Annotated in this window: 11 protein-coding genes; 10 read left to right on the plus strand and 1 reads right to left on the minus strand. The window is 72.5% G+C overall.

Translation table 11 applies throughout. The annotated features are described in order from the left end of the window. Window positions 1-6 precede the first annotated feature (6 nt). The gene (locus ACWEN0_RS12805; RefSeq protein ID WP_451973296.1) at window positions 7-735 is read left to right on the plus strand and encodes an ESX secretion-associated protein EspG; all 729 of its coding nucleotides are present in this window, start codon (window positions 7-9) and stop codon (window positions 733-735) included. Window positions 736-814: 79 nt separating this feature from the next. Continuing rightward, a complete protein-coding gene (gene pip, locus ACWEN0_RS12810; protein WP_451972475.1) occupies window positions 815-1762 on the plus strand; it encodes a prolyl aminopeptidase in 948 nt (315 codons plus the stop codon). A 46-nt stretch (window positions 1763-1808) separates the two neighbouring features. Here the strand turns inward: pip and ACWEN0_RS12815 are convergent, their stop codons facing one another. Then, window positions 1809-3008, minus strand: a complete 1200-nt coding sequence (locus ACWEN0_RS12815) for a Glu/Leu/Phe/Val dehydrogenase dimerization domain-containing protein (RefSeq protein WP_451972477.1) — start codon at window positions 3006-3008, stop codon at window positions 1809-1811. A 122-nt stretch (window positions 3009-3130) separates the two neighbouring features. Between ACWEN0_RS12815 and ACWEN0_RS12820 the strand changes: the two genes are divergently transcribed. The 8 genes from ACWEN0_RS12820 to ACWEN0_RS12855 all read left to right on the plus strand — a co-directional run bounded on the left by ACWEN0_RS12820 (window position 3131) and on the right by ACWEN0_RS12855 (window position 11723). Continuing rightward, on the plus strand, window positions 3131-4057 hold the full coding sequence (locus ACWEN0_RS12820) for a LysR substrate-binding domain-containing protein (protein WP_451972479.1): 927 nt from the start codon (window positions 3131-3133) through the stop codon (window positions 4055-4057). Between the two features lie 120 nt (window positions 4058-4177). Continuing rightward, the gene (locus tag ACWEN0_RS12825; RefSeq protein WP_451972481.1) at window positions 4178-5440 is read left to right on the plus strand and encodes a glutamate-cysteine ligase family protein; all 1263 of its coding nucleotides are present in this window, start codon (window positions 4178-4180) and stop codon (window positions 5438-5440) included. Then, the gene (gene egtB, locus ACWEN0_RS12830) at window positions 5437-6774 is read left to right on the plus strand and encodes an ergothioneine biosynthesis protein EgtB (protein WP_451972483.1); all 1338 of its coding nucleotides are present in this window, start codon (window positions 5437-5439) and stop codon (window positions 6772-6774) included. Before ACWEN0_RS12825 ends, egtB begins: the two co-directional genes overlap by 4 nt. Before the next feature lie 4 nt (window positions 6775-6778). Further along, window positions 6779-7534, plus strand: a complete 756-nt coding sequence (egtC, locus tag ACWEN0_RS12835; RefSeq protein ID WP_451972485.1) for an ergothioneine biosynthesis protein EgtC — start codon at window positions 6779-6781, stop codon at window positions 7532-7534. Beyond that, window positions 7531-8508 carry an L-histidine N(alpha)-methyltransferase gene (gene egtD, locus ACWEN0_RS12840; RefSeq protein WP_451972487.1) on the plus strand — a complete coding sequence of 326 codons (978 nt, stop codon included), beginning with the start codon at window positions 7531-7533 and terminating at the stop codon, window positions 8506-8508. The genes egtC and egtD overlap by 4 nt, the downstream gene beginning before the upstream one ends. Before the next feature lie 46 nt (window positions 8509-8554). Beyond that, complete coding sequence (locus ACWEN0_RS12845) at window positions 8555-8977, plus strand: nitroreductase family deazaflavin-dependent oxidoreductase (RefSeq protein WP_451973298.1); 423 nt, start codon at window positions 8555-8557, stop codon at window positions 8975-8977. Window positions 8978-9118: 141 nt separating this feature from the next. After that, window positions 9119-10723, plus strand: coding sequence for an alpha/beta hydrolase (locus ACWEN0_RS12850; RefSeq protein WP_451972489.1), 1605 nt, complete (start codon window positions 9119-9121; stop codon window positions 10721-10723). A gap of 295 nt (window positions 10724-11018) precedes the next feature. Next, the gene (locus tag ACWEN0_RS12855; RefSeq protein ID WP_451972491.1) at window positions 11019-11723 is read left to right on the plus strand and encodes an MgtC/SapB family protein; all 705 of its coding nucleotides are present in this window, start codon (window positions 11019-11021) and stop codon (window positions 11721-11723) included. Window positions 11724-11769 lie beyond the last annotated feature (46 nt).

Genomic DNA, 11769 nt, shown 5'->3' on the forward strand with positions numbered 1-11769 from the left:
GGCCGGGTGGACGTTCCGGTCGAGGCGCTGGCCGCACTGGCCGAGCGTGAGCAGGTCGGTCAGCTGCACATCACCCTCCGCCCGGAGCCCCTGTGGCTCTCGGACGAGGAACGCGCCGAAGCCGACAAGCGCGTCGAGGCGGCCCTGGCCGAGGCCGGGCTGGTCGACGCGCGCGGGCGGGCGACCGTCGACTTCCTCGACTGGCTCCCGCTGCTGGTGAACCCGGCGCGGGAGTGCTACGGCTGGGTCGGGGTCGACGGCCGGACCTACGGCGTGCTCGCCGCCGCGAAGGGCCTCCAGGCGGTCCTGGCGGTGTCGGACGGGACCCACGTCGGCGTGCAGGAGATCGACCGGAACCGGCTCGCCGAGTCGCTCGTCGAGCAGCTTCCGCCGCTGGGTGCCGGGGGCGGCCATCCGCGGACCGTCCGGGTGGCGGACCTGAGCGAAGCGGCCCGCCGCGGTCAGGACGCCTACCCGCTCGACCCGGCCGTCGCCGACGTCGTCAGCCTCGTGCAGCGGCCGGTCTCCGGCAGCGGCGAGCTGTACGTCGGGCGGCGCGACGACGTCGGGCGCCACACCTGCCTGCAACAGCCCCTGCACTACGCCGACACGGACTGGGGCCGGTACCTGAGCTACACGTCCGGCGCCGGCGAAGACGCGGTCATCCACATCGGGCCGGCGGGCCCGCAGGAGCTGGCCGACACGCTGATGGAGCTCGCGGGCGCCCTCGTCTGAGCCGAAAAGGCGAGGCGCCGGACTCGGCCGGGGCGCTAACGTGACAGCGCTGTTGTATTCCGGGTGGAAGGACGCGCTGATGGCTGGGCTGTACCCCGCGATCGAACCGTACGAGCACGGCCTGCTCGACGTCGGCGACGGGCACGAGATCTACTGGGAGACCTGCGGGAACCCGGAGGGCAAGGCCGCGCTCGTCGTGCACGGCGGCCCGGGGTCGGGCTGTTCGACGAACCTGCGCCGCTACTTCGACCCGGACCGCTACCGGGTCGTGCTCGTCGACCAGCGAGGCTGTGGCCGCAGCACCCCGCACGCCGGTGCCCCGGTCGCGGACCTGTCCGCCAACACCACCGACCACCTCGTGGCGGATTTCGAGCTGCTCCGGACCCGCCTCGGCATCGAGAAGTGGTTGCTGTTCGGCGGTTCCTGGGGCTCGGTCCTCAGTCTGACCTACGCGCTGCGGCATACCGGCCGGGTCAGCGAGCTGGTCCTGATGGGCCTGGCCACCGACCGCTTCATCGAGATCGAGATGCTCATCCGCGGTCTCGGCGCGTACTTCCCGGAGGCCTTCGAGAGGTTCCGCCAGGGCGTGCCGGAGAGCGAGCGGGACGGCGATCTGTCCGCGGCCTACCACCGGCTGCTGATGGATCCCGACCCGGTGGTCCACCGCAAGGCGGCCGACGACTGGTGTGCCTGGGAAGACGCGATGCTCCCGGGCGTGCCACCGCACAAGACCTTCGAAGACCCGGCCTACCGGCTCTGCTTCGCCAGGCTGGTCACGCACTACTTCAGCAACCGGGCCTTCCTGCCCGACGGCGAAATCCTGCGGAACCTCGGCAAGCTCGCCGGCGTCCCGGCGGTGCTGGCCCAGGGCATCCTCGACACGAGCAACATCGTCGGCACGCCCTGGCTGATGCACCACGCCTGGCCGGGCAGCGAGCTCGTGCTGCTGGAGAACATCGGGCACTCGACGCAGGACGCCCCGATGCAGGACGTCCTCGTCGGCGCGACGGATCGCTTCGCCCGCTGAACCCGACGAAGCCCGCGCGGGGGTTCCGCGCGGGCCCCGGCCGGGTTCACGGGATGAGCAGCTGAGGCTCACCCTCGGGTGTGAGGGCCGCTTCGGCCCGCTGGGCGCGGTTGGCCTCGGCCAGCTTCAGCCCGGTGATGCGCAGCGGCAGCCGGTCCATGTTCCACTCCGTCAGCAGGAGCGCCACCTTGGCCTGCATCTCCGTGCGCAGCCGCAGGAACGAGTCGGCCGGGTCCGCGCCGACCTCGCCCAGCAGCAGCCACCACGCCCAGGCCGCCGCACCCGCGTTGGCGACGAAGTCCGGCACCACGGCGACGCCACGGGCCGACAGCGCGGCTTCCGCTTCCGGCGTCGTCGCCGCGTTGGCGGCCTCGACGACCACCGACGCCTTGACCAGGTTCTCGTTGTCCGGCCGCAGGGCGTAGGAGATCGCCGCCGGCACGAAGATGTCCGCGTCGATCCCGACGACGGCCTCGCGGGGCAGCGAGCGCACCCCCTCCGGCAGCCGCGTGCGGTCCACCTCGCCGAAGCGGTCACGCAGTTCGAGCAGGGCGGGGACGTCCAGGCCCGCGGGGTCGTACAACGTGCCCGCGGCGTCGGCCGCCGCGACCACCTTCATCCCGGCTTCGTGCAGGTACCAGGCCGCGCCGCCGCCCATCGTGCCGATGCCCTGGATCGCCACGGTCGTCTCGGTCAGGTCCCAGTCCCACGCCGCCGCGACGCCGAGGCACGCCTGCGCCACGCCGTAGCCGCCGACCACGTCGCCGAGCAGCAGCCCGCCCGGCACGGGCGCGTTGAGGCCCGCTTGGACCCGGCGCAGGGTACGAGCCGGATCGGCCGAACGGCGGATCGCCGCGTGGTACGACTGCTCCAGCCCGAGCTCGGCGAACACCTCGTCGATGAGGTGCTGCGGCACGCCCAGGTCCTCGGCGGTCACCCAGTGCGCGTCCAGCCACGGCCGCAGGAACGAGCAGAAGCGCTTCAGCACGCCGAACGCGCGCGGGTCCTTCGGGTCGAAGTCGATGCCGCCCTTCGCCCCGCCCACCGGCAGGTTGAAGGTGGCCGTCTTGTTGGCCATGCCCCGGGCGAGGTCCTCGACCTCGGTCATCGTGCAGCCCGCCCGCATCCGGGTGCCGCCGGTGGCGACGCCGGAGACCAGGCTGTGCACGACCAGGTAGCCGTTCGCACCGGTGACGGGGTCGGTCCACGTGAGCCGCATCAGCGGTTCGGTGTTGCGCGGGGTCATCAGGCCACTCACCTCCAGGGGATGCTCGGGGCGGTCTCCCTGACCGCCTCCCCCGAGAGTGCGCCCGGCCCGGCGGCCGCGTCCATTTAACGCTCCTGCACGATCTCGTTTAGGTTTGGTGCATGGAGCTTTCGTTGCACCGATTGAGGATGCTTCGCGAGCTGCAGCGCAAGGGCACGGTCACCGCGGCAGCCGCGTCGCTGCACTACACCGCGTCCGCGGTTTCGCAGCAACTCGCGCAGCTCGAGCGGGATGTCGGCGCGAAGCTGTTCGAGCGGCTCGGCCGCCGCGTCCAGCTCACCGAGCTCGGGAAGCTGCTCACCGAGCACGCCGAGGAGATCCTCGGCTCGGTCGAACGCGCCACGCTCGCCCTGGAAGAGGCCCAGGACGCCCGTACGGTCCGGCTGACGGCCGGCGTCTGGGCGTCGGTGGCTTCGGGCCTGCTGCCGACGGCCTTGATCGCGCTCGCCGACCAGCATCCCGGGATCGAGGTCCGCACCCGCGAACTGGCGCCCGAGGCGACCGCCGAGGCCGTCCGGGACGGCACGCTCGACCTGTCGTTCGTCATCGACTACTCCGACACCCCGGCGGCGTGGGACGCGGGGCTGGAACGCGCGGTCGTGGCCGTCGAGCGGCTGCACGCCGCGGTGCCGCGGGGCGCGATGCCGTCGGGGTCGGCGTCGCTGGACGACCTCGCCGAGCACCCGTGGATCCTCGCCAGCGCGAAGTCGCACTTCGGCCGCGCGATGCGCATCGCGTGCCAGCGCCACGGCTTCGCCCCGAAGATCAACCACGAGGTCGAAGAGCAGTCGACGGCGATGGCGATGGTCGGCGCCGGCCTCGGCATCACGCTCGTCTCGGACCTGGGCCTGCGGCTGCTGCGGCCGCCCGGGATCGACGTCGTCCCGCTCACCACGCCGCTGCTCCGGACGGTCTCGATCGCCTACCGGCGCACCGCGTTCCGGCGGCCCGCGTTGCACCTGGTGATCGAGGCCGTGCGGGCCTCGGCGGCCGAGCTCGGGCTGGGCACGGAGTCCGCTTTGCCCTGATCCGGGACTTCTTACAGACTGGTGAACCCGTCTTGCCACGCAAGATCCGGCCTGATTTTGTCGTACCCCGCGTGTAGCGTCCGAAGTCAAGAAGTTCCACCACACGGAACAGGAACGGACATGACAGCGGTGCACGATTTCCCCGAGAAGTCGGGTAGTGCGTCGAACCGCACCGCGCGGGTCCTGGCGGACCGCGCGGCCGGGGAGGCGTACGTCGCATCGGTGTGCTTCAAGCACGGCCCACCCCGCCTGACCGGCGTGGAGCTGGAGTTCACCGTGCACGATGCCGATGACCCGGCCAGACCCCTCGATCCCGATGTCCTTGCCACGGCGCTGGGTCCGCACACCCCGCGGACGCTCCGCCCCGACAGCCCCGCCTCGCCCCTCCCGGCCGGTTCGCCCGTGAGCCTCGAGCCCGGGTGCCAGGTCGAGATCTCCGCTCTTCCCCAGGCCTCCCTGCGCGAACTCGACGCAGTCGTCACGGCCGACCTCCACCACCTGCGCGACCGGCTCGCCCGGCACGGCCTCGTGCTGGGCGAAACCGGGATCGACGCGCACCGCGCGCCGCGCCGGGTCCTGCACACGCCGCGCTACGCGGCGATGGAACGCCGGTTCGCGCCGATCGGTCCCGGCGGCATCACGATGATGTGCAGCACCGCCGGCCTGCAGGTCTGCGTCGACACGGGGGAGCCCGAGCACTACGCCGCCCGGTGGGCCGCGGCCCACGCGATGGGCCCGCCCCTGCTCGCCCTCTTCGCCAACTCCCGCGTCCACGCCGGACAGGACACGGGACACGCCTCCGCCCGCTGGCTGGCGGTGCACGAAACGGAGGCGGTCCGCACCCGCACGGCCCGCGTGGCGGGCGAAGACCCCGCGGAAGCGTGGGCCGGGCGGCTGATGGACGTCCCCCTGATGGTGCTGCCCCGCGGCGACCGGCCGTGGGACGCGCCGGAGGGGCTGACGTTCGCCGACTGGATCGACGGCAAGGGCGCGGCCGCGCTCCTGCCGAAGCCGACGGCGGCGGACCTCGACTACCACCTGACCACGATGTTCACCCCGGTCCGCCCGCAGGGGTACCTGGAGATCCGGTACCTCGACGCGCAGCCGCCCGACCAGTGGCTGCCGCCGGTGGCCCTGGTCGCCGCGCTGCTCGCCCGTCCGTCCACTGTGGACAAGGTGCGCGCCGTGTGCGCGCCGGTGGCGGACCGGTGGACCGAGGCGGCGCACCACGGCCTGGCCGACCCGGAGCTGGCGGCCGCGGCGGCGGAGCTGGCCGACCTCGGCTGCGCCGAGCTGGGCGTCACCGGGCTGAAGGCGGAGTCGATCACCGAGATCAGCGAGAGCGTGCAGGGGCGCGCGTACCGATCGAGGAGCGAATCATGAGCACGGAAGCACTGGGCGACCTGAGCGCGCAGGACCTGCGCGCCCGGGCGGCCGAAGCACTGACCAGGGCGCGGGCGCGCAGCGTCGCGTTGACCGACGCGGTCGACGACGAGGACCTGGTCCGCCAGCACTCCAAACTGATGTCGCCGCTGGTCTGGGACCTGGCGCACATCGGCGTCCAAGAAGAACTGTGGCTGGTCCGCGACGTCGGCGGCCGCGAGCCGCTGCGGCCGGACATCGACGACATCTACGACGCCTTCCAGCACGCCCGCGCCGACCGGCCGGAGCTGCCGCTGCTGGGCCCGGCCGAGGCACGCGCCTACGTCAAGCAGGTCCGCGAGAAGGCCTTCGACGTGCTGGAGCACGCGCCGATGGAAGGCCGCCGGCTCACCGAGCAGGCCTTCGCCTTCGGCATGATCACCCAGCACGAGCAGCAGCACGACGAGACCATGCTGGCCACCCACCAGCTGCGCCAGGGCGACCCGGTGCTGCACGCGCCGGAGCCGCCGCCCACGCGCTCGGGCGCGCTGCCCACCGAGGTCCTCGTCCCGGGTGGAGCGTTCACCATGGGCACGTCGGCCGAGCCGTGGGCGCTGGACAACGAGCGCCCGGCGCACGAAATCGCCGTCGAAGCGTTCTGGATGGACACCGTCCCGGTGACGTGCGGGGCGTACGCCGAATTCCTCGACGCCGGCGGCTACGCCGACGAGCGCTGGTGGAGCCCGGCCGGCTGGGCCTACCTGCGGGAGAGTGGCATCACCGCCCCGCGGTTCTGGAAGCGGGAGCAGGACGGCTGGTACCGGACGCGGTTCGGCGTCCACGAGCGGCCCCCGGCCGACGAGCCGGTCGTGCACGTCTCGTTCCACGAGGCCGAGGCCTACGCGGCCTGGGCCGGGCGGCGCCTGCCGACCGAGGCGGAGTGGGAGAAGGCGGCCCGCTTCGACCCGGCGACCGGGCGGTCGCGGCGGTTCCCGTGGGGTGACGAGGAACCCTCGGCCGAGCACGCCAACCTCGGCCAGCGGCACCTGCGCCCGGCGCCGGCGGGGGCGTACCCGGCCGGCGCGTCGCCGACCGGCGTGCACCAGCTGATCGGCGACGTCTGGGAGTGGACGAGCAGCGACTTCCACGGCTACCCGGGCTTCGCGGCCTTCCCGTACCGGGAGTACTCGGAAGTCTTCTTCGGACCCGAGTACAAGGTCCTGCGCGGCGGTTCGTTCGGCACCGACTCGGCGGCGATCCGGGGCACGTTCCGCAACTGGGACTACCCGATCCGGCGGCAGATCTTCGCCGGGTTCCGCACGGCCCGCGACGCCTCACCCGGTGAGGTGGGCTAGGCGCATGTGCCGCCACCTCGGATACCTCGGCGAACCCGCTTCACCCGCCGAGGCGGTCTTCCGCGCCCCGCACTCCCTGCTGGTGCAGTCCTACGCGCCGGCGGACATGCGCGGCGGCGGCTCGGTGAACGCCGACGGGTTCGGGCTGGGGTGGTACCCCGGCCCGGGCTCGCCGCCGCTGCGCCACCGCCGGTCCACTCCACTGTGGACGGATGAGACGCTGCCGCCGCTGGCCGCGTCGGTGACCTCGGGCGCGTTCGTCGCCGCGGTCCGCAACGGCACCACCGGCATGCCGGTGACCGAAGCGGCCGCGGCGCCGTTCACCGCCGGGCGCTGGGTGTTCAGCCACAACGGCGTGGTCCGCGGCTGGCCGGGCTCGCTGGCCGAACTGGCGAAGACCCTGCCGGTCACCGAGCTGCTGACGCTGGAGGCGCCGACGGACTCGGCCGTGCTCTGGGCGCTGCTGCGGGCCCGGCTCGAAGCGGGGGAGGACCCGCTGGACGCCGTGGCCGGGCTGACCGCCGCCGTCGAGGCGGCGGCGCCCGGCTCCCGGCTCAACTTCCTGCTGACCGACGGCGAAACGCTGGTCGGTACCGCCTGGACCCACGCGCTGTCCGTGCTGGAGACCCCGGCCGGCGTGCTGCTGGCGTCCGAACCGTGTGACGGCGACCCGAAGTGGAAACCCGTCCCCGACCACCACGCCGTGCGCGCCACCGCGGCCGGCGTCGACCTGCTTCCCCTGACCCAGGAGCGTTCATGACCGAAGTCGATCTCGACCACCACCGTTCCGGCGATGCCGTGACCGAAGAACTGCGCGCGGACGTCGTCGCCGGGCTCACCGCCGAGCGGAAGTGGCTGCCGCCCAAGTGGTTCTACGACGCCGAGGGCAGCGAGCTGTTCGAAAAGATCACCCAGCTGCCGGAGTACTACCCGACCCGCAGCGAGCGTGAGGTGCTGGCCGCGCACGCCGCCGACGTCGCGGAGCTGACCGGCGCGCACACGCTCGTCGAGCTGGGGTCCGGGTCGAGCGAGAAGACCCGGCTGCTGCTCGACGCGCTGACCGGGCACGGAACGCTGGAGGCGTTCGTGCCGCTCGACGTGTCCGAATCGGCGCTCGCCGAAGCCGCCGACGCCATCTCGAAGGACTACCCGGGCCTGACCGTCCGCGGCGTCGTCGGCGACTTCACCCAGCACCTCGACCTGCTGCCCGGCGGCCAGCCCCGGGTGGTCGCGTTCCTCGGCGGCACGATCGGCAACTTCCTGCCCGCCGAACGCGCGACCTTCCTGAGTTCGGTGCGGGACGTGCTCGACGAGGGGGAGTGGCTGCTGCTCGGCACGGACCTCGTGAAGGACCCGGGCATCCTCGAACGCGCCTACGACGACGCGGCGGGCGTCACCGGCGAGTTCAACAAGAACGTGCTGCGGGTGATCAACGCCCGCCTCGGCGCGAACTTCGACGTCGACGAGTTCGAGCACGTCTCGCACTGGGACGCCGAGCACGAGTGGATCGAAATGCGGCTGGTGGCCCGGCGCGCGCACACGGTCGAGATCCCGGGCGCGGCCCTCACGGTGGCCTTCGCCGAGGGCGAGCACATCCGCACCGAGATCTCCGCGAAGTTCCGCCCGGCCGGCGTCGAGGCGGAGCTGGCCGCGGCCGGGTTCGCCCTCGAGCACTGGTGGACCGACTCCCAGCAGCGGTTCGGGGTGAGCCTGGCAAAATCCGTGCGTGGCTAATCCTCTCCGGGCGCTCGCCCGGGCCCTCGGCACCAAGCCGTGGCTGATGCGCGCGGCCCGGTTCGTCGTGTGGGCGGACAAGAAACTGCACCGGGCGTTCGGCGGCCGGGTGAGCCTCGTGGCGCTCGCCGGGCTGCCGTCCCTGCGCCTCACGACGACCGGCCGCAAGAGCGGGCTGCCCCGCAGCACCAACCTGCTCTACTTCCCGCACGGCGGCGACCTGGTGCTGACGGCGTCCAACTGGGGGCGCCCGAACGACCCGGCGTGGGCGCTGAACCTGCGCGCGAACCCGAAGGCCGAGGTCGCGCTCGCGGGGAAGCCGACCGAGGTCGTCGCACGGGAGCTGACCGGCGAGGAGTACCAGCGGATGTGGGGCGAGCTGCTCGCCTTCTGGCCGGGGTACGCGATGGAGCAGCAGGAGGCCGGCCGGCCGTTGCCGGTTTTCCTGCTGACCCGGCTCGCCCGGTAGGTTCCCACCATCCTTTCGGCCGGTGACGGTATTCGCCGGTTTGTGCCAGTCTCTCCCGGGTAACGCGCCGTGACGTCTCGGACGCGCGGCGAGTACGCCACCAAGGGAGGAGACGTCTTGCGGAGATCCACAAGAGGCCGGGTGCGGTCGTTCGCACTGGTGGGGGCGCTCGTGGCCGGGCTCGGCGCCGCCGGGACGACGGGAACCGCGGCGGCGGCCGAGGACGCGGCGGTCAAGCCCGCCGCCATCGGTACGACCGCGGCGGTCGCCTGGGGCGCCTGCTCGGCCGCCACTCTGGCCGGGGTGCCCGCCGACCAGGTGAAGTACTACAGCTGCGCCCGCTACCGCGTGCCGATCGACCACGACAACGGGTCGCTGGGCACGATCGACATCGCGCTGCTCAAGCGCGCCGCCCGCACGCCGGACACGCGCGTCGGCTCGCTGTTCCTCAACCCCGGCGGCCCCGGCGGCTCGGGCCTGCGGATGCCGATCAGCGGGCAGTACTACTTCCAGCCGTCGGTCCTCGACCGGTTCGACCTGATCGGCTTCGACCCGCGCGGCGTCGGGCAGAGCAACCCGCTGCGCTGCTTCACCACCCAGGAGGACGCCGACGAGGTCTTCGGTGCCCAGATCCCGGTGCCGCTGAGCCGCGCCGAAATCTCCGGGACGCTCGCCGGCTACCGCGACTACGGGCAGTTCTGCAAGAACAACGCCGGTTCGCTGCTCAACCACATGTCCACCAAGGACGTCGTGCGCGACCTCGACACGCTGCGCGCGGCGGTCGGCGACCAGAAGCTGACCTACGTCGGCTTCTCCTACGGGACGCTGATCGGCTCGACCTACGCGGGGATGTTCCCGAAGCAGTCGAGGGCGATCGTGATCGACGGCAACGTCGACCCGGCGCTGCGCACCAGCGACGGGGTCGAGTACGACCGCGAACGCGCGCAGGGCTTCGAGATCTCCCTCGACGGGTTCCTCAAGCGCTGCGACCAGGCCGGCCCGAAGTGCGCGTTCAGCGACGGCACGCCGCGCGCGAAGTTCGACGAGCTGCGGGAGTACCTCCGCAAGCAGCCGATCACCATCCCCGGTGGCGGGTCGGTCGACATCGACAGCTTCACCGGCGGCGTCTCGAGCGTCCTGTACTCGCCCTCGGCGTTCCCCGGTCTGGCCGAGGACCTGCAGGCGCTCTACAACGCCATCCACCCGGCGGGCGCGCAGGCGCAGACGCTGCAGGCGAAGCAGCTCAAGGTGCTGACGAAGGGCAAGCAGGGCCTGGCCGACCAGAACCCGGACAGCCCCTACACCAGCGACGACTCGTACTTCGCCGTCAACTGCTCCGACAAGCCGTTCAAGATCAAGCAGGAGCAGGTGCCGGACATCGCCGCCCGGTGGGAGCGCGAGTCGCGCACCTTCGGCCGCTACCAGGCGTTCGCCGACACGGCGGCCTGCCCGGTGTGGCCGGCGACGAAGCCGGACGTCTACCGCGGCCCGTGGCGGGCCAAGACGGACGTCCCGGTCGTCGTGGTCAGCAACTACTACGACCCGGCGACGCGGTACGAGTTCGGCCGGCGCATGGCGGCCGAGCTGGGCAACTCGCGGCTGCTGTCGGTCGACGCGTTCGGCCACTGCATCCTCGGTGACGCGCTCGGCGTCGACAAGGCCGTGGCGGACTACCTGACCGACCTCAAGGTCCCGGCCGGCGGCCAGGTGTTCCAGCCGAACGTCCAGCCGTTCGAAACCTCTTAGGACACGGCGAACGGGCCGGGGTGACGCTGTCGCCCCGGCCCGTTTCCTCCCGTGCCCGGCAGAGTCGTGCACGGCGTGGGCACCGGGCGTAGCGATCATCACAGCCGGGTGCGCGCTCGGGGCGCTACAGTGGTGCGGTTGATCAACCACGAGCAACGGAAGCGAGGTGAGCGGCACATGCCAGCGGACAGTCAACGGACGACCGGGCGTGCGCTCACCGGAGGCTTCCGGCTGGGCTGATCCGTCCGGTCTCCTCCCTGTCCGGCAGTGCGCGCACGCCGGAAAAGAGTCGGACATGACCATCTTCGAAATGCTGCTGCGCGTCGGGACCGGCGTCGGCCTGGGCGCCGTCATCGGGTTCGAGCGCCAGTTCCGCGCCCGGATGGCCGGGCTGCGCACCAACGCCCTGGTCGCGGTCGGCGCGACGCTGTTCGTGCTGCTGTCCGCGCACGGCTTCGGCGGGCTGAGCTCGAGCGGCGACGCCGACCCGACCCGGGTGGCCGCGCAGATCGTCTCGGGCATCGGGTTCCTCGGCGCCGGCGTGATCCTGCGCGACGGCCTCAACGTCCGCGGCCTCAACACGGCGGCGACCCCGTGGTGCTCGGCGGCGGTCGGCGCCCTGGCCGGAGCGGGCCTGTACGTCGTCGCGGCGGCCGGAACCGCGGTCGTGGTCGGGGTGAACGTCGTGCTGCGGCCGCTCGGCCGGGTCGTCGACCGCCGCCCGGAGTCGGGCGACGAGACGCCGACGAAGTACGCGTTCCAGGCCGTCACGCGGGACGCGACCGAGGCGCACGTGCGGGCGTTGCTCGTGCAGTCGCTGACCCGCACGGACTTCCGGCTGCTGTCGGTGCTGAGCACGGACCTCGAGGACCGCACGGTCGAGGTCCGCGCCGAGCTGATCGGCGACCAGCGCGACGACGCCCAGATGGAGGCGGCGGTTTCGCGGCTTTCGCTGGAGCCGTCGGTGTCCAGCGTGCGCTGGGACGCCGTGTCCGCCTAGCCGGAGCGGAGGAACCCGCCGGGCATCCGGACGACGAAGGCCTCCC

It is taken from the genome of Amycolatopsis sp. NPDC004378 (assembly GCF_053602455.1).